We start from the raw sequence: 16,942 nt of genomic DNA, 5'->3' as shown, positions 1-16,942 counted from the left end.
CTACGAGACCCTTCCGGCGCCTTGCGATCGCACGCACCAGACCCCGCGAGGCCCGCCCTCCGGGCGGACGACGCTACTTTCGAAACACGCCCTAGAGGTCGAGAACCAGACGCTCGCCACGGGCCCGCGAAACGCAGATCAGCATCGAGTCGGCGCGCTCCGCATCCGTGAGCAACTCGTCACGGTGCTCGATCTCCCCTTCCAGGACGCGCTGTTGGCACGTTCCGCAGAAACCCTGCTCGCAGGAGTACGGGATCGCGGGCACCTCGGAACGGACCGCCGCGAGCACCGTCGTCTCCGCGGGTACGTCCACGATCCTGCCGCTGCGCCGCAGCTCGACCTCGAACGGGCCGTTGCCCTCGGCCGAATTGCGTGGCGTGAAGCGTTCGCTGTGCAGCGTGCGGTGCTCGGGCAGCGCCGCCTCCACGGCCGCCATGAGCCCCTCGGGCCCGCAGCAGTACACGGCCGTGCCGGGCACCGTGTCCGCGAGCGCGGCGGCGAGTCCGGGCCGCCCGTCCACGTCCTCCGCCACGACGGTGACCCGGCCCGGGACCCCGCCGCCCAGCTTCTCCACGTCCTCCACGAACGGCATCGAGGCCCGCGACCTGCCCCCGTACAGCAGCTTCCAGTCGGCGCCCCGCGCCGCGACCTCCCGCAGCATCGGCAGGATCGGCGTGATGCCGATGCCACCCGCGACGAACAGGTACGCGGGCGCCCGCGCGTCGAGCGGGAAGCGGTTGCGCGGCCCGCGCACCTCGACCTCCATGTCCTCCCGCAGCTGCTCGTGCACCTCGCGCGAACCGCCGCGCCCGCCCTCGTCCGCCGGGATGAGCCGCGTGGCGACGGTGTACGACGACGTGTCCTCGGGGTCGCCGCACAGCGAGTACTGCCGTACGACCCCGGAGGGCAGCACGAGGTCGAGGTGCGCGCCCGGCCGCCAGGCGGGCAAACAGCCCCCCTCCAGGCGCAGTTGCACGACACCCTCGGCGACCTGCTCGTGCCGAGTGACGAGCACGTTCAGCGCGCGGGCCCGCGGCCGCCCCGACGTCGGCTCCTCCAGCGCGGGCAGCGGCCACAGGGGCGAGCCCTGCACACGCCGCCGCACGGCACGCCGCACGACGTACGCGGCGCCGGCGACGACCACGGCCCTGCGCAGCGTACGGGCGTTCATCGGGCGGCTCCGGTCCTGGCCTCGGCCGCGGTCGCGGCGGGCGAGGAGGCGAGGTAGGCGACGGCCTGCTCGGTGTCGCCCTCCTGGTCGGGGTGGTAACTCCGGCTCAGATAGCGGGGGATGGACCGCGCCATGGAACCGACCGACGGCAGGACGCCCGCCTTCCCGCTCCGGTAGAAGTCCTTCCACGCGGCCTTGCCGTCGAGCAGCGTCGGGTCGTTCTCCATGAAGAACCGCGCACCGCGCTGCCACAGGAAGACGAGCGCGGTGAAGGCGGTCGCCCAGGTGCGCACCCGGCGCCGGTAACTCCCGTCCAAGTGCTCGAACAACTCGAAGGCCACGGCCCGGTGTTCCACCTCTTCGGCGCCGTGCCAGCGCAGCAGGTCCAGCATCGTCGGGTCGGCGCCGCGCCGATCCAGCTCCTCGGCGTTCAGCACCCAGTTGCCGAGGAACGCCGTGTAGTGCTCGATCGCCGCGATCAGCGCCACCCGCTCCATCAGCCACCACTGCCGCGCCTTGCCCGGCGGCAGCGTCCGGTCTCCCAGCAACTTCTCGAAGAACCAGTCCACTTGGGCCGTGTACGGCGTCGGGTCCAGGCCCTGCTCCCGCAGATGCGGCAGCACTTCGTCGTGCGCCTGCGAGTGCATGGCCTCCTGGCCGATGAACCCGATGACGTCCTCGCGCAGCCGCTCGTCCGTGATGTGCGGCAGCACCTGCTTGTAGACGTGCACGAACCAGCGTTCGCCGGCCGGCAGCAGGAGGTGCAGGACGTTGATGGTGTGCGAGCTGAACGGGTCGTCCGGCAGCCAGTGCAGCGGTGTCCGATCCCAGGCAAACGAAACCTGCCGTGCCTTCAACGGGACGCGCGTATTAGACATCCCGTCAATGTACTGACGGGTAGGTGCGACGTACACCCCTCGTGCACGATCACTTCCTGCCCGCCGACGGTTGAGCCCATCAAGCCCCCGCGCGGGTCGAGCCATTCAAGCCCCTGCGGCGATTGAGCAGGCCTTTCCAGCCTCGCCGGCGGGTGCGCAAATCAAGCCCCGCCGGCGATTGAGGCGCGGGGGCCGGGGCAGAGCCCCGCGACCGGGCTCACCTCAGGGGCTGAACCTTGGCGCCCCCGGCCGTCCGACCGCCGAGCGACACCTCCGCGCCCCGCGCAACCCGCACCGCCAACATCCGCCCCGAGGCCACCCGGCCAGACGCGCTCACCCGATTCACCCCCTTGCTGCCCGCGGCAACCAGGTACCACGCCCCCTCCCGCGACTTCCACCGCACACCCGCAAGCACCCGCGGCTCACGCGCGCCACACGCCGGCGACGACTGCGACTTCGCCGCGACGACCGCCGCATCCGCCCCCGGCGCCCGGAACATCGCGAGCGTGCGCGGCCCGCCACCCCGCCACGTGTCGGCCCGCGTGCACCACCACTCGGCCGTCCCGTTCGCCTCCGGCAGCGCCTGACGCGCGTACGCCCAGGAGTTGACGGAGCGCACCCCGTGCGAGCGCGCCGCCGAGAGGGAGCACGCGGTCGTCGCCCAGTCCGTGGGCCGCGCCTCGTGGGGCGCGGCGGGGTTGCCGGACGTGAGGTGCGCGGGCACGAGTTCGCCGAGGTCGGTGGTGAGCTGGGTGCCCGTCGAGTCGGTCAGCGCCAGCGCGTTCCACGACGTGCAGGACGTCGCGAGTGCCGGGCTCGGGAACGGCGCCGTCACCCCGTCCTTCGTACGCGACAGGGCCCGCGTCCCCGCCGACGGCTTCAGGAGGTCGCGGGTACCGGCCCTGGCCACCCAGGGCGCGGTCAGATAGCGGACGTTGCCGTCGGCCCGGTCCATCACCACGGCGCCCGACCGCGCGTCCGACGCCCCGTCGACCCGCGCGAAGTCGAGCGCGGCACCGCTCGTGCCGCTCTTCGGCTCGGCGTAGCGCACGATGCGCAACCCGTCGTAGAGCAGCACGACGCGGGCCTGGTCGAGCTCGCCCGCGTACAGCAGCTGCGGCGGTCCGGGCGGCGCGCCCGCCGGGGTGCCCGGTGTCGCCGAGACCTTTACGGAGCCGCCGGGCCGCGCCCACACGGCGAGCGCCCTGCGGAGCAGTTCCTTGTCGCCGGTGAGCGAGCCGCGCGCGGGCCACACCGAGTAGTCGGTGCGTGCCGACGTCTTCCACGTGTCCGGCGCGACCTTGCGCAGCTTGGCCGGATTCAGGGCCGCCTGGCCCGCCGGGTTCTTCGCGTACGGCGGGGCCGCCGCACCGTCCGGCGTCCAGCCCTCGCCCGGCAGGCCGAGCAGCGCCCCGCACACGAGGGTTGCCGCGACCGCGGCGATCGCCGCCTTCAGGTGCTGGCGGCGGCGCATCAGATCGGTGGGCCGGGCGTGCAGGGAGCAGGGGTCGAACTCGGGGGACTCCAGCAGCTCCGTGCAGGACCCGGCGTCGGACGCCATGCCGCGCGCCTCGGCGAGGGCCGCGGCCGCGTCCTCCTGCGTGCAGCCCGCCTCGGTGAGGACCGCGCGGACGGCGGCGTCGTCGAGGCGCTCCAGGCCGCGCAGCACGTACGCGGCGCGGGCGGGCCCGCTCAGCGCGGAAAGCTGCTGATCCAGGGCGAGTTCATCGGCTCCGCCCGACTTCGGGAACAGCCTCAGCCCCCACACCTGCGGCAGCAGCGGCGGCAACTGCGCCCGCTTCGGCCAGGCGAGACGCCGCAGCGGAAGCCCCGCCTCCAGGGCACCGCGCAGCACCTTCAGGCGTACGTAGGCGAAGCCGGGGTCGCCGGTGCGTCCGGCGGAGTCGCGCTGCGCCGGGATCGGCGCGGGCGCGTCCGCGGTGCGGCCGCGGGGGAGCGCCCGCTGGACGACCGAGTGGGCGCTCAGCACGCGGCGGTTGCGGCCGAGCCCCGGCGGCAGCACGAGGTAGGCGAGCCGTACCAGCCGTGGGTAGTGCTCGACCAGGGCGGCCTCGGCCTGCTCGACGTCGATGACGGCGGCCGGCGCTGTGGACGGGGGCGTGGATTGCTGCTGCACCTTTGACTGCACGTTCAGCTGAACGAGCGAATCGTGGGATGGTCACAGCTGCCACTCCCCGCACGGGCCTATTCGGACACGACCAACGCCTTCGCGTAGTTCGCCATCGACCGCTGGTACCGGGGCAGATGGGGCGCCAGCGCGCCGAGCACCAGGGCGAGGCCCTCCCGATCGCGGCCGAGGCTCGACAGACACAGCGCGAGACACGCCCGCACCGCGTCGTCCAACTCGTCCCTTGGAGCGGTCAATTCCGGTTCGAGCAGCGCGACGCCCTCCTCCGGGCGCCCCATGTTCCGCAGTGAACTGGCCAGTTGAATCTTCGTACGCCGGGCCCGGTAGCCGCTGAGGCCGAGCCGCAGCGCCTCCTGGTACAGCGGGACCGCCTTGTCGGAGTGGCCGGTCGAGTCGAAGGCCGAGGCCCGCTCGAACGCGGCGACGGGGCTGTCGGCGGGCAGCTCGGCGGCGAGCCCGTCGACGAGCGCGCGGAACTCGCCCGCGCCTGCCTCGCCGTAGGTGTCGATCGTCGCCCACACGGCCGCGATCCGCTCTTCCCAGTCGCTGCTGCCGCTGTCACTGTTCTCGATGGTCACCGGGGCACTCTCACACAGGAGTGCCCCGGTGTCACCGGAGTCGCGGGGGAGAGGATCAGCTCAGCTTCCAGCCGCTGAACTCCACCGTGCCGCGCGTCCCGTTCCCGCCGTTCGTCGCGCTCATGAACATGCCCACGCCCTGCGCCGAGGCGAGCCTCGGCGACGGCACCGTCGCGACGGTCCGCCACGTGGCGCCGTCGTCCGTCGAGCACTCCCCGGTGTACGTGTCGCCCGCCCGGGACAGCCGCAGCAGCACCGGCGCCTTGATCCCGGTGATCCGCTTGTACGTGTCGAGGGTGCCGTCCCCGGTGGAGTCGTAGGAGAGGACGACGCCGTTGGTGGGCGTGACCGACAGGTTCGCGAAGCCCAGGGACCCCGAGCCGCCGATGGAGTTGCTCACCATGATCCCGGCGCGCGCCCACGGGCCCGTCACCGCCTGCGCGTCCACCCGCACCACCGCCACCGAACCGTCCCGGAAGGGGTTCGCGCGGTACAGCGCGCCGAACTCCGCGGTGCCCTTCCACAGGTCGGCGCCGCCGCCGTCGATCGCGAACCTCTCGTCGAGCTGGCCGAATACCGCCGCGTTGTTGCTGTACGTCCGCCAGCCCTCGGCGAGCGGCCCGGCCTCGAACAGCGTGCCCTTGTGGACGTAGGTGATCCGCTTCTCTCCGGCCGGACCGTACTGGACGTCGATCGTGTACGGGAGCGGGCGCAGCGGCTTGTCGAGCGGGGTGCCGGGTGCGCTCGCCTGCCAGGCCACCGTGCCCTCCCCGGCCGGTGCCACGCTCGGCAGTGACGTGGGGCCGTCGGGCTCGGCGGTGATGCCCTTGAGTTCGAAGTCGACGCGGCCCGTCGCGCGCAGCCCGTTGACATTGCGGAACGTGGCCGCCACGCGCGCGTGCCCGCCCGGCGGGAAGGCGGACGGCTCGGCCGTGACCTTCACCGAGCCCTGGTAGGGGGCGCGCGCGAGGACGTCGCGCACCTTCGAGGCCGTCCGGTGCGGATCGCCGTACGCCCGCAGCGGGTAGTCCTTGCGCTCGCGCGTCCAGGGTTCCTCGAACGCGAACCAGTCGACCTTCGCGGGCTCGCGGCCCGCGGCCAGCGCGTCGGACAGCTCGTCGAGCCACTTCTGCCAGCGCGGCAGGTAGAAGTCGGCGATCAGGCCGTGCCAGTCGCGGTTGGCGTACTCGTGGAGGTTGCCCGGGTCGGACGTGGCCCGGTTGCCCCACACCGTGATCAGTACCTTCGCGCAGCGCTCGAACTCGGCGCGCTCGGCGTCGTTCGTGGCGAGGTTCCGGGCGTCCCGGATCCAAGGACCGAGCAGGAACGCCCCGTTGGTGCCCGTCACGTCGTCGGAGAGCCGCATCAGCTTCAGCCACAGCGTCGAAAGCGCCGTGAAGGCGGCCCGGTCCTTGTCGGCGTAGGCCGCCTTCAGCTGCGGCAGGAGCTGGCGGCTGCGGTGCGCGAGCGCCTGCCGCGCCACGTCCACCAGGTCGTACCTATAGGCCGCGCTGCGTCTCAACTTCCCGTCCACGCCCAGGAGTCCGGCGAGCGCCGCGTCGAAGCGGCCCGGGTCGTAGGCGAGGGCGCGCGGCCCGTAGTAGGAGGCACGGTCGGCCGCCAGGTCGGGGCGGGCCGCGAAGAGCGAGTCGTGCGGGTCCGAGCGCTCGACCGCCTTGTGCTGGTACGCCGTGTCGTGCAGCGCCTGCCAGGCGGCGCGGGCGTCCTTGTCGCGGCGCCCGTAGCGGAAGTCGGCGTACGAGGCGAACCAGGAGGCCCGATCCAACTTCCCGTCCATCCAGGCGAGTTCGGACCACAGCTCGAACGCCGCCGGGTCCCGGTCGGTGCCCTCCGGCATGTACGCCGTACCGGCCAGCGCGCTGTCGGGCTTGTCGCGCCACGCGAAGAACTTCTGCTCCCAGATGTGCGCGCGGGTCCCGATCGTCGTACGCCCACCGAAGTTGGGGATCGTGCCGAACGCGTACGGGGTGCCGCCCCAGTCCTTCTCACGGTCGGTGACGGACGTGAACCGGTCCGAGACCCCGTCCACGATCAGCATCTTCTTCTTGTCGATCGCGTCGATCAGCTCGGGCAGCGGGTTCGCCTCCCAGCCGAGGATCACCCACGTCGACCCCGGCCGGTTCTTCTGGAGTGCCTTCTCGACGCCGCGCGCCGCGTCCGGGACCGGCACGTCACCGGCTGTGCCGCCCTCGTGCAGCAGGTCCATCTTGAAGGCGCCGATCTCACCGAACAGATCCTTCTGGTGCCCGTAGAACGCCTCCGCGACCTGCGCGAAGGTGGTGGTGCGCGGGTCGAGCCAGTCCGGGCGCTCGAAGCCGTGCCACGTGCCCTGCGGGACGACGTGCGCGTCCTGGCCGTTGCGTGCGACGAACTCCTTCGGTACGTGCCCGTAGTAGCCGGGCATCACCGGCTTCATCCCGAGCGCGCGCAGCCGGTCGACGATTCTTCGCCCCAACTCGGCCCGCCGCTCGATGAGTTCGGGCGAGAGCGGACCCCCGTACGAGGAGAGGTTCTGCAACAGCCACCACGGCTGGTGGGAGGGGGCGGGCAGCCAGGACCGCGCCTCCTCGTCGCTGTAGCCGAAGTCCTTGAGGAGGCGGTGGTAGACGGCCTCCATGCCGGCGATGACCAGTACCTCGTTGCAGCCGTGCAGCGCGAGGATGTCGATCTCGCGCTCCCAGTACGACCAGTCGGCGAAGGGTGCCGTATAGCCGTCGTTGGTGTCGTTGAGCGCGAAGCGGTGGGGGAGCGGGGTGCTGCGCTCCAGGGTCTTCGAGGGGGCCGGGAGGTGCTCCGGGAGGTCCAGCTGGGAGCCGTTCCAGGCGATGTGTGCCCCGCACTCGTACTTCAGAAAACAGTGGACCCCGGCGAGCAGCGTCGCCGGGGTCGTCGCGTACACCGTGATGCGGCCCTGCGTCCCGGTCACCCGGAAACGGTCCTCCGTGCCGCTCGCGGTCAGCAGTCTGAGACGGAACTGGTCCGCGTGGTGCGGCAGTTGACGGTTGAGTGCCGCGCGCGCCTCAGCCGTATCAAGAACAGGCACTTCTCTCGCGGTGATCGACCGCGGAGCCGCCTGGGCGGTCGGGGCGCCGGTCCCCAGGGCCGTGCCGAGGCCGATGGCGGCCGTCGTGCCGAGAACAGTGCGTCGCGATGGTGCGGACATACGTGTACCCCCCTTGCGTCGCGGTTGGTGCGGCGCACGGTAGCAACGGAACGTACGGGACAGGAGAGCGCAATGCGGAAAATGCTGGTGACGGTGGCCGTACTGCTCGCGGCGGCGACCGGGTGCGGCTCGGGCGGCTCCGACGGCGCCCCGAAGGACGACACGCCGAAGATCCCCCGTACGGCCTCCGGGAGCCTGGAACACCTCGCGAAGGAGGCAGGCTGCCGCCCCGACATCCAGACCGACGCGGCCGACATCCGACAGGCAAACTGCGGTGCGGGGAAAGGCCGTTACATCCTCGCCACCTTCACCACCGACACGGGCCAGGCCCAGTGGTTCGACGAGGCCAACGACTACGGCGGCGTCTACCTCGTCGGACCCAAGTGGATCGCGGTCGGCGGCGCCGCAGAGCTCACGAAGCTGCGCGGCCGGCTCGGCGGGACCCTGGAGAGGCCCGCCTCGCACCACACGGGGAGTAGCGGTGGTGGGGGTCACGAGGCGGGGTAGCTCTCCGGGCACGAGGTTCGCCGCTGAGCCGGCCGCGCAGCGGCCGGGAAGGGGCGATCGCTCAGGTGCAGCGATCGCCCTTGTTGATGCAGTCCACGACCTTCCGCATGGTCTGGTCGTCGAAGACGTTGATGAAGTCGTCATGATCCGTGATCGGCTTGTGCAGCTGCTCGGGGAAGCCGTCCACCGCGAACGGGTTCTTCACCTGCCCGTTCTCGATCGTCGGCGTCTGCACGTCGTACACCAGGCGCATCTTCAGCTGCGGGATGGCCTTGAAGTTCTGCGGGCAGTTGCCGGCCTGGTCAGCGAATGCCACGTGTGTGCGATGGTTGGCGCTGTCGATGTTCTGCCCGTCCCAGCAGCTCTGGAACGCGAAGCTGCGCACCACCTTCGAACCGTCGGGGCACAGCGGGTACTTGTCCGTCAACTGCCGGTCCTCGAAACCGGTGCAGCTCCAGTGCGCGTTCGCGTTCGCCGTGCCGTTGGTGAACGCCTTGGCGTCGCCGGTGATGATGCGCAGGAACTTCGGCATCGCGACGACGTCGCTCTGCGGGCTCCCGACGAACTTGATGCTCGCCTTCTGGGCCTGCAAGATCTTGCCGACGTTGCCTTCCTTGCCGCCGCCGTCCTTGTCGGCGTCGAAGTCCGCCGAGCCGTCCTGCACGCGGACGACCGGCCAGTAGTACGTCGACTTGTCGCCCTGGTTCTGGCAGCTGGTGTCGGCGTTCGCCAGGTCGTCGTTGCTGGAGAAGGCGTCGTTGTCCTGGTTGCCGACGTAGTCGTGCAGGTGGTGCGCGCCGTTGGTGACGCCGGGCGCCACGATGAGGTTGTCGGTGTTGAACTTCTTGTTCTCGTTCTGGCCGCAGCGGGTGGTGAAGGTGCCGGTGGAGGCGTTCTCGCCGTTCTCCGGCTTCTGGACGTTGGGCTGGACCTTGGTGATGTCGGCGAAGTCGTCGGCGACGGGCCCGTTGCCGGCCTGTCCGCCGTTGCCCTGCTGCTGATCGCCGCCGCCCTGGTCCGAACCGCCGTCCTGGTTCCCGCCGTCGGCCGGGGGCTGCTGCTCGCCCTCCTTCGGCTGGGCGGTGCAGTCGGCCATGCCGTTCATGCCGTCGGGGGCCCGGCCGCCGCGGCGCTCCATCTCCAGGCGGATGCGCTCAAGAACAGCGCTCCGGTTCTTCTTCAGCGGATCCATGATGCTGTTCTGTACGAACCGCGGGTCCCGCGCGGCCGCGTCCCGCGTCGAGGCGAGCCGCTTGTAGGCTCGCGTGATCTGAGTGTCCAGGGTGGCGAGTTCACCGTCGACCTCGTCGCGGGCGCCGCCCGGCACGTCGGACAACTGCGCGCCGACGTCCGGACAGTCGATGGTGGCCACTTGTTGCGTCTGCTGTGTCTGTCGCGTCCCGCTGCCCGCGTCCTGCCCGTCGGCGGAGTCCTCGTGGGCCGACGCGTACACGTTGACCGCGACCAGCCCACCTCCGCCCAGGAGCAGTGCGGCCGACGCGATGGTCATGCGCGTCGCCAGCGATGAGCGCCGTTTCCGTGAGGTGCGTCCCATGGGACTACGTACGCAACGGGGGCCGACCCTGTTCAATCGGCCCCCGGTATTTCACGCCCGGTTTTCCGGCGCCGTCAGACCTGGCCGGCCTTCTCCAGGGCGGCGCAGCAGGTGTCGACGAGCAGCCGCGTCACGACGTACGGGTCGACGTTGGCGTTCGGACGGCGGTCCTCGATGTAACCCTTGCGGTCCCGCTCGACCTGCCAGGGGATGCGGACCGAGGCGCCGCGGTCGGAGACGCCGTACTTGTACTCGTCCCACGGGGCGGTCTCGTGCAGACCGGTGAGGCGGTCGTCGATGCCGGCGCCGTAGTTCTTCACGTGGTCGAGCGGCTTGGAGCCCTCACCGAGCGACTCGCACGCGGTGATGATCGCGTCGTAACCCTCGCGCATCGCCTTCGTGGAGAAGTTGGTGTGCGCGCCCGCGCCGTTCCAGTCGCCCTTGACCGGCTTGGGGTCGAGGGTCGCGGAGACCTTGAAGTCCTCGGCGGTGCGGTAGAGCAGCCAGCGGGCGATCCACAGCTGGTCGGAGACCTCCAGTGGGCTGACGGGGCCGACCTGGAACTCCCACTGGCCGGGCATGACCTCGGCGTTGATGCCGGAGATCGCGAGGCCCGCCGTCAGGCAGTTCTCGAGGTGGGCCTCGACGACGTCACGGCCGTGGATCTCGTCGGTGCCGACGCCGCAGTAGTAGCCGCCCTGCGCGGCGGGGAAGCCGCCGACCGGGAAGCCGAGCGGGCGGTCGCCCTCGAAGAAGGTGTACTCCTGCTCGATGCCGAAGATCGGCTCCTGGGAGCCGAACCGCGCCTCGGTCTCGGCGAGCGCGGCACGCGTGTTGGAGTAGTGCGGCGTCATGTCGATGTTCAGGACCTCGCACATGACGAGGATGTCGTCGCCGCCGCGGATCGGGTCCGGGTACTGGGCGACCGGCTTCAGTACGAGGTCGGAGGCGTGCCCCTCGGCCTGGTTGGTGGAGGACCCGTCGAAGCCCCAGAGCGGGAGCGTGTCGAGACCACTCGACGACGAGGCGGAGCCCGCCATGACCTTCGTCTTCGAACGCAGCTTGGCCGTCGGCTGGGTGCCGTCGATCCATATGTACTCAGCCTTGAAGGTCACGGGCCACATCCTCATTCACGCGGGTCTGGAACTACCGGAAGCGTGTCACCAGGGGATTTCTCGACCGTTGCTCGTTTGTGAACCCCGTGTTACCTGAGCTGCACGGGATGGGAAGCGCCCCGTGAGAGTCAACTCCGACCGAGCGCCTCCCGCACGGCCTCCTCGCTGCGGCCCACCATCGCCGTGCCGTCCTCGGCCGTGATGATCGGGCGCTGGATCAGCTTCGGGTGCGCGGCGAGCGCCTCGATCCACTGCTCACGGCTGTCCGCGTCGCGCGCCCAGTCCTTCAGCCCGAGCTCCTTCGCGTCGGCCTCCTGGGTACGCGTGATGTCCCACGGTTCGAGGCCGAGCCGGCCGAGCACGGCGCGGATCTCGTCGGGAGCGGGCACGTCATCCAGGTAGCGCCGCACCGTGTAGTCGGCGCCCTCCGCGTCGAGCAGGGTGAGCGCGCTGCGGCACTTCGAGCAGGCCGGATTGATCCAGATCTCCATGGGGTCAACGGTACGCGAGTGAAGTCGTGCGGCAGGCCTCAAGTCGGCTCTGGCCAGCGGCTTTTGTCAGTGCCCGGCAGTAGAATAGAAGCAGTGTTCGAGGGCTACGGGGGCTCTCGGACGTTCGCGACAGGAGGATGCTTGTGCCCGCTGCCGCCGCTCCGATGCTGATCGATCTGCCGTACACACCACTCGCGAAGAGGCCGCTCCCCGCGGGGCGTCCGCGCGACTGGTACATCACCCACAACCGCCGCCTGAAGGCCATGCGCCTGGCGATAGCCCTGCTCGACTCCGGCGTCTACGCCCCCACCCAGGCCCACAACCACAAGATCCGCGCCACGGCCGACATGGTCGGAATCCATCCGCCGTCCGACACGACGTGCCACATGGTGCGGGCGCTGATGCGCTACAGCCGGTGAGCCATTTAAGCCCCGCCGGCGATTGAGGCGCGGGGTCCGGGGCAGAGCCCCGCGACCCCCGCCCCGCCGCGGCCCGAGGTCAGGACGACGCCAACTCCTTCTCCAACGGCGTACGAAACCGCGGCGTGACCCGGGTATCACCCAGCCACGCCGCGAGGCGCTCCGCCTCATCCGCCACGGCCCGCCCCACCCGCCCCCCACCAGACGTGTCCAACAACCGCCACACCACCTCACCCCCCACCCGCTGCCCCCACCCACCCACCACACGCCCGCCCCACCACACCGTCGGCCCGACGTTCCCGCTCCCGTCGAAGAGCGCGGCCCGTAGCTCCGGCGGGCAGTACCAGTCCCGCTCCTGCCAGCCCATCGCCGTCGGATCGAGCCCCGGCAGAAGCGCCGCCCACGGCTCCAAGTCGCCTACGGAGGCGTCTACTTGGTCCGCCAACACGTACCCCGTGCCACCGCCGTCCAGCGACACGGCCACCGCCCCCACCGCGGCGAGCGCCTTGCGTACGTCCGTGACCTTCCACCCCGTCCACCACTTGAGGTCCCCCTCCGTGGCGGGCCCGCACGCCCCCAGCCACAGCCCGAGCAGCTCCGCCTGCGCCTCGGCGACCGGCAGCTCCGGATGCGGCGGCGTGGCCGCCCACCGGAACTGCGTCGAGGTCCACGAGCCGAGCGGCCGGCCCCGTACGACCCGCCCCTCCACCCCGAGCACCCGCATGAGCCGCGCCGACACGGTGTGCTCGGCCTCATAGCTCCTGCCCCGCCCGTACGTGAACCGCTCCCGCAACCGCGGCTCGTCCGCCACCAGTTCGGTCACCGTCGCCTCCCCGCGCCGCTCGAGCGCGGCCAGCGCCGACGCCTCCACCTCCGCCAGCCACTCCGGAGTGAGCCGCCCGTCGCTCCCGCCCACCATGTCCTTCAGCAGCGCGGCCCGCGCCTTCGCCGCCACCGCGAGCCCGGTCGACGCGTGCACGACGGGGGCGAGGCCGGCCGGGAACGTGAACACCGTGTGCCGCATCCCGTGCATCCGCACCAGGCTGCGGTCCTCGTACAGCGCCCGCTCGACGTCCGCGACGGTGCCGGAGGCATCCGCGAGCCGCGCGCCCACCGACAGATACACGGTCGCCGGATCCGTCCCGTGCAGCGCCACGAGCGAGCGCGCGACGTCCTCGACGCTGTCCGCGCGCGCCGAGGGGGCGAGGCGGTGCGCTCGGGCGAGCCGCACGCGCCGCTCGTCGTCACCGATGTGCCGCACGGTCCCTGTGCTCTTCGAGTTCATACGGCACATCCTGCCCGCGGCCCCGCCACGAAGGTCACCTGTTCGCCCCCCTTGGCAGACGCCCAGCCGAACGCGCCGCCCTGAGGAGACGGCCGCGCCGCAGCTCGGCGGTGGGTGCCCGCAATGACTATCGTCAGGAGCCCCGCACCCTTACCCGCACCGCCCCGCACGCCCCACTCCCAGGGGAGACCCCATGTCGAACCCAGAGCCCGCCGACAAGCACGACGCACACGACGCACGCGGCAAGCACGACAGGCACGACGCGCAGGACGCACACGACGACTACGCGATCGTCACGGCCGCCGCATCGGCCGGCGGCATCCACGCCCTCGCCACCCTCCTCGGCGGCCTCGGCGCCGACTTCCCGCTTCCGGTCCTCGTCGTCCAGCATCTGGACCCCCGCCACCGCACGGTTCTCGCCGAGATCCTCGCCCGCCGCACCGACCTGACCGTCAAACTCGCCCAACATGACGAGGCTGCCCGCCCGGGCACCGTCCACATCGCCCCGCCCGACCGACACCTCCTGATCGGGCCCGACGGCACCCTCTCCCTGACCCAGAGCGAACTCGTCCACTTCCTGCGCCCCTCGGCCGACCTGCTCTTCGAGTCCGTCGCGGGCGCATACGGCAGGCGCGCCATCGCCGTCGTACTGAGCGGCACGGGCAATGACGGAGCCATGGGCGTCGAAGCCGTGAAGTCCCGGGGCGGTACCGTGATCGCCCAGGATCCGCACGCCGCGGAATTCAGAGGAATGCCGGAGGCCGCGGTGGGTACAGGGGCGGTGGACTTCGTGCTATCTCTGGAGGAAATCCCCGCGGTGATCCGCGGACTTGTCGATATCAAGAGGCAGTAGGTAAAAGCGATGGGCAAGGCGCCGCGCGAAGTGGAGACCGACGAGGAACTGGAGGAACTGCTCCGGTTCCTGCGCGACGCCCGCGGCTTCGACTTCACCGGTTACAAGCGCTCGTCCCTCGGCCGCCGCATCCGCAAACGCATGTCGGACGTGGGCATCGACTCGTACGCCGACTACCGCGACCAGCTCGAGACGAACGCGGATGAATTCAGCGCCCTCTTCAACACCATCCTGATCAACGTCACCTCCATCTTCCGCGACGCGGACGCCTGGACGTATCTGCAGCGCGAGGTGGTCCCCGAACTCCTCGCCCAGCTCGAGACGGACGAGGACATCAGGGTGTGGAGCGCGGGCTGCTCCAGCGGCGAGGAGGCGTACTCCCTCGCGATCATGTTCGCCGAGGCCCTGGGCCTCCAGGAGGCCCTCAACCGCGTCAAGATCTACGGCACCGACGTCGACGACGAGGCGCTGCGCGACGCCCGCTCGGGCCTCTACCCCGCCAAGACCCTGGAACCGCTCGCCCCGGAGCTGCGCGAGAAGTACTTCGAGTTGAACGGCTCGCGGTACAGCTTCCGCTCCGACCTGCGCCGCCGCGTCATCTTCGGCCGCCACGACATCACCCGCGACGCCCCCATCTCCCGCCTCGACCTGCTGGTCTGCCGCAACGCGCTGATGTACTTCAACGTCGAGGCGCAGACGCAGATCATCGACCGCTTCCACTTCGCGCTGCGCGAGAGCGGCTTCCTCTTCCTCGGCAAGGCCGAGATGCTGCTCAACGACGCCGACCGGTTCGACGTCATCAGCATGCGCCAGCGCATCTTCCGCCGCCGCGCGGGCGACGCGCAGACCCCGTACCAGCCCACCCCGGTGAAGCTGCGCACCAACATCGGCGGCGAGATGCAGAACATGGCCCGCAACCGGCAGTTGCGCGATCTGATCCTGGACGCCTCGCCCGGCGCGGCTCTCGCGGTGGACGCCGAGGGCATCGTCGTCCTCATCAACAACCACGCACGCGTGCAGTTCGGCCTGACGGCGAACGACATCGGGCGCCCGTTCCAGGACCTGGAAATCTCCTACCGCCCGGTCGAACTGCGCTCCCTGATCGACCAGTCCACGCACGAACGCCGCACTCTGCGGGTGAACGGGGCCGAGCGCACCGTCGGCGAGGACGTCCAGTACTACGACATCCTGGTCCAGCCCCTCGTCGGCACGGGCGGAATGCCGGCCGCCACCAACATCACGTTCACCGACGTCACGGTGGCGACCCAGCTCAAGGCCGAGGTCAAGCGCGTACGCGAGGACCTGGAGACGGCCTACGAGGAACTCCAGTCCACCAACGAGGAGCTGGAGACCACGAACGAGGAGCTCCAGTCCTCCATCGAGGAGTTGGAGACCACGAACGAGGAACTCCAGTCCACGAACGAGGAGTTGGAGACGACCAACGAGGAGCTCCAGTCCGGTAACGAGGAACTGGAGACCATGAACGAGGAGATGCGGATCCGCACCGAGGAGCTGGACGAGACCCGCTCCTTCCTGGAGGGCATCCTCACCTCCATCGCGGCTGCCGTCGTCGTCCTCGACGAGGATCGCAAGGTCAGGAGCTGGAACCGGGGCGCCGCCGACATGTGGGGCCTGCGTTCGGACGAGGTCGTCGACGCGCCCTTCTTCGGCCTCGACTTCGGACTGCCCACCCAGCAGCTGCGCGAGGCAGTGAGCGAGTGCGTCAAGACGCGCAGGCGCGGCGCCCCCGTGGTGGTCGCCGCGGTCAACCGCCTCGGTCGCAGCATCAGTTGCACCGTGAACTGCAGCCCCTTCGACGGGCACCGCGGCGGCGTCGTCCTTCTGATGGAAGAAGGCCGGAGCAACGGCGCGTCCTGACTTCGCGGGCGTACGCTGAACGGTATGGAACCCAGGGACCGGCCGCTGTCGCAGGAGCAGGTGACGGAGGCCTGGGAGCGCTCGGTCCGCGCGCAGGAACGCGCCGACAGGGAGTTCCGTCTCGCGAAAAGGTACGAGGACCTCGTGGCGTCCACGAGGGACGAGAGGTACGTCAGGCTGGGGCTGCTGCACCGGTCGACCGCGTCCCGCCATCTGGTCGCCGCGGAACTCCTCGCGGGGTACGTCCGCCGTGCCGCCGCTTCCCAGCGTGCCGGGGGGCAGGCGCCGCCGTTCATGGCGGGCGTCGCCGAGGCCTGCGGCGCCGGCAGCGTGGCCGTCACCCTCGTCGACGCCCAGCAGAACCAGGTGGCGACCGCGTACTCGGACCAGCCCGCCCGGGAGGCGCAGGACCTGGAGTACGTGCTGGGCGAGGGTCCGGCCCGCGATTCGGTCCTGGGGCGCAGCCCGGTCGTCGCGACGGGGGCGGCGCTCGCCACTCGCTGGCCCGGCTACGGGCCGGCCCTCGCGGCACTCGGATTCGGACAGGTGGTCGCGGTGCCGCTGCAGTCGACCAATTCCTGCATCGGCGCCCTGGCCGTCTTCAGCGCGTCCTCCGCGGTCGCGTCCACCCCGGCCGTCAGCAAGGTCGCGGAAGCCCTGACCCGCAGTGTGTTTCTCGGCCAGGACGCGGTACCCGGTCTGTTCGGCGACATCGATCACCGGGCCGAGGTCCATCAGGCCGCGGGCATGGTGGCCGTCCATCTCGGCTGCCGCATCGCGGACGCGCTGGAACTGGTCAAAGCGCGCTCGTTCGCCGATGCCCGACCCATCGGGGACATCGCCCACGATATCGTCAACGGACATCTGAAACTCGGTTGA

At 70.8% G+C, this 16,942-nt stretch carries 14 protein-coding genes; 5 read left to right on the top strand and 9 right to left on the bottom strand.

Annotated elements, in window-relative coordinates; all coding sequences use genetic code 11:
* Positions 1 to 91: 91 nt before the first annotated feature.
* From ACWD2L_RS36925 to ACWD2L_RS36905, 5 genes are all read right to left on the bottom strand, one after another.
* Positions 92 to 1,171: a PDR/VanB family oxidoreductase gene (locus tag ACWD2L_RS36925; protein WP_351343713.1), complete on the bottom strand. Its 1,080-nt coding sequence runs from the start codon at positions 1,169 to 1,171 to the stop codon at positions 92 to 94.
* Complete coding sequence (locus tag ACWD2L_RS36920) at positions 1,168 to 2,049, bottom strand: metal-dependent hydrolase (protein ID WP_351343716.1); 882 nt, start codon at positions 2,047 to 2,049, stop codon at positions 1,168 to 1,170. Before ACWD2L_RS36920 ends, ACWD2L_RS36925 begins: the two co-directional genes overlap by 4 nt.
* A 217-nt stretch (positions 2,050 to 2,266) precedes the next feature.
* Positions 2,267 to 4,186 carry a hypothetical protein gene (locus tag ACWD2L_RS36915; RefSeq protein ID WP_351343719.1) on the bottom strand — a complete coding sequence of 640 codons (1,920 nt, stop codon included), beginning with the start codon at positions 4,184 to 4,186 and terminating at the stop codon, positions 2,267 to 2,269.
* A gap of 68 nt (positions 4,187 to 4,254) precedes the next feature.
* On the bottom strand, positions 4,255 to 4,776 hold the full coding sequence (locus tag ACWD2L_RS36910) for a tetratricopeptide repeat protein (RefSeq protein WP_351343722.1): 522 nt from the start codon (positions 4,774 to 4,776) through the stop codon (positions 4,255 to 4,257).
* Between the two features lie 55 nt (positions 4,777 to 4,831).
* Positions 4,832 to 7,960 (bottom strand): alpha-N-acetylglucosaminidase, encoded by a 3,129-nt coding sequence (locus ACWD2L_RS36905; protein ID WP_351343725.1) that lies wholly within the window; start codon positions 7,958 to 7,960, stop codon positions 4,832 to 4,834.
* A 72-nt stretch (positions 7,961 to 8,032) separates the two neighbouring features.
* On the opposite strand from ACWD2L_RS36905, the gene ACWD2L_RS36900 reads away from it, so the two are divergent.
* Positions 8,033 to 8,467, top strand: coding sequence for a hypothetical protein (locus ACWD2L_RS36900; protein WP_351343728.1), 435 nt, complete (start codon positions 8,033 to 8,035; stop codon positions 8,465 to 8,467).
* Between the two features lie 61 nt (positions 8,468 to 8,528).
* Here ACWD2L_RS36900 and ACWD2L_RS36895 read toward each other — a convergent pair whose 3' ends face one another.
* From ACWD2L_RS36895 to ACWD2L_RS36885, 3 genes are all read right to left on the bottom strand, one after another.
* Positions 8,529 to 10,022, bottom strand: a complete 1,494-nt coding sequence (locus tag ACWD2L_RS36895; RefSeq protein WP_351343731.1) for a DUF1996 domain-containing protein — start codon at positions 10,020 to 10,022, stop codon at positions 8,529 to 8,531.
* A 74-nt stretch (positions 10,023 to 10,096) separates the two neighbouring features.
* Positions 10,097 to 11,137, bottom strand: coding sequence for a glutamine synthetase (gene glnII, locus ACWD2L_RS36890; protein WP_351343734.1), 1,041 nt, complete (start codon positions 11,135 to 11,137; stop codon positions 10,097 to 10,099).
* Between the two features lie 128 nt (positions 11,138 to 11,265).
* Positions 11,266 to 11,628, bottom strand: a complete 363-nt coding sequence (locus ACWD2L_RS36885; protein ID WP_351343737.1) for an arsenate reductase family protein — start codon at positions 11,626 to 11,628, stop codon at positions 11,266 to 11,268.
* A 137-nt stretch (positions 11,629 to 11,765) separates the two neighbouring features.
* Between ACWD2L_RS36885 and ACWD2L_RS36880 the strand changes: the two genes are divergently transcribed.
* Entirely contained in the window at positions 11,766 to 12,047 is a 282-nt protein-coding gene (locus ACWD2L_RS36880) for a hypothetical protein (protein ID WP_451193277.1), read from the top strand.
* Between the two features lie 79 nt (positions 12,048 to 12,126).
* Here the strand turns inward: ACWD2L_RS36880 and ACWD2L_RS36875 are convergent, their stop codons facing one another.
* Positions 12,127 to 13,332, bottom strand: a complete 1,206-nt coding sequence (locus tag ACWD2L_RS36875; protein WP_351343740.1) for a winged helix DNA-binding domain-containing protein — start codon at positions 13,330 to 13,332, stop codon at positions 12,127 to 12,129.
* 193 nt (positions 13,333 to 13,525) lie between these two features.
* On the opposite strand from ACWD2L_RS36875, the gene ACWD2L_RS36870 reads away from it, so the two are divergent.
* The 3 genes from ACWD2L_RS36870 to ACWD2L_RS36860 are packed head-to-tail and all read left to right on the top strand — an operon-like array spanning position 13,526 to position 16,942.
* Positions 13,526 to 14,185, top strand: coding sequence for a chemotaxis protein CheB (locus ACWD2L_RS36870; protein ID WP_351343743.1), 660 nt, complete (start codon positions 13,526 to 13,528; stop codon positions 14,183 to 14,185).
* Between the two features lie 9 nt (positions 14,186 to 14,194).
* Positions 14,195 to 16,063: a CheR family methyltransferase gene (locus tag ACWD2L_RS36865; RefSeq protein ID WP_351343746.1), complete on the top strand. Its 1,869-nt coding sequence runs from the start codon at positions 14,195 to 14,197 to the stop codon at positions 16,061 to 16,063.
* A 24-nt stretch (positions 16,064 to 16,087) separates the two neighbouring features.
* A complete protein-coding gene (locus tag ACWD2L_RS36860) occupies positions 16,088 to 16,942 on the top strand; it encodes an ANTAR domain-containing protein (protein ID WP_351343749.1) in 855 nt (284 codons plus the stop codon).

Source organism: Streptomyces sp. NPDC002754, from assembly GCF_053592315.1.
The sequence above is the reverse complement of the archived record's forward strand: the minus strand, read 5'-3'. Positions and strand labels throughout refer to the sequence as shown.

Excerpts from the sequence above, each read along its gene's own strand:
- ACWD2L_RS36905 (WP_351343725.1), bottom strand. The coding sequence starts at position 7,960 with ATGTCCGCACCATCGCGACGCACTGTTCTCGGCACGACGGCCGCCATC.
- ACWD2L_RS36885 (WP_351343737.1), bottom strand. The coding sequence starts at position 11,628 with ATGGAGATCTGGATCAATCCGGCCTGCTCGAAGTGCCGCAGCGCGCTC.
- ACWD2L_RS36925 (WP_351343713.1), bottom strand. The coding sequence starts at position 1,171 with ATGAACGCCCGTACGCTGCGCAGGGCCGTGGTCGTCGCCGGCGCCGCG.
- ACWD2L_RS36895 (WP_351343731.1), bottom strand. The coding sequence starts at position 10,022 with ATGGGACGCACCTCACGGAAACGGCGCTCATCGCTGGCGACGCGCATG.
- ACWD2L_RS36860 (WP_351343749.1), top strand. The coding sequence starts at position 16,088 with ATGGAACCCAGGGACCGGCCGCTGTCGCAGGAGCAGGTGACGGAGGCC.
- ACWD2L_RS36920 (WP_351343716.1), bottom strand. The coding sequence starts at position 2,049 with ATGTCTAATACGCGCGTCCCGTTGAAGGCACGGCAGGTTTCGTTTGCC.
- ACWD2L_RS36880 (WP_451193277.1), top strand. The coding sequence starts at position 11,766 with ATGCTTGTGCCCGCTGCCGCCGCTCCGATGCTGATCGATCTGCCGTAC.
- ACWD2L_RS36900 (WP_351343728.1), top strand. The coding sequence starts at position 8,033 with ATGCGGAAAATGCTGGTGACGGTGGCCGTACTGCTCGCGGCGGCGACC.
- ACWD2L_RS36875 (WP_351343740.1), bottom strand. The coding sequence starts at position 13,332 with ATGAACTCGAAGAGCACAGGGACCGTGCGGCACATCGGTGACGACGAG.
- ACWD2L_RS36865 (WP_351343746.1), top strand. The coding sequence starts at position 14,195 with ATGGGCAAGGCGCCGCGCGAAGTGGAGACCGACGAGGAACTGGAGGAA.
- ACWD2L_RS36870 (WP_351343743.1), top strand. The coding sequence starts at position 13,526 with ATGTCGAACCCAGAGCCCGCCGACAAGCACGACGCACACGACGCACGC.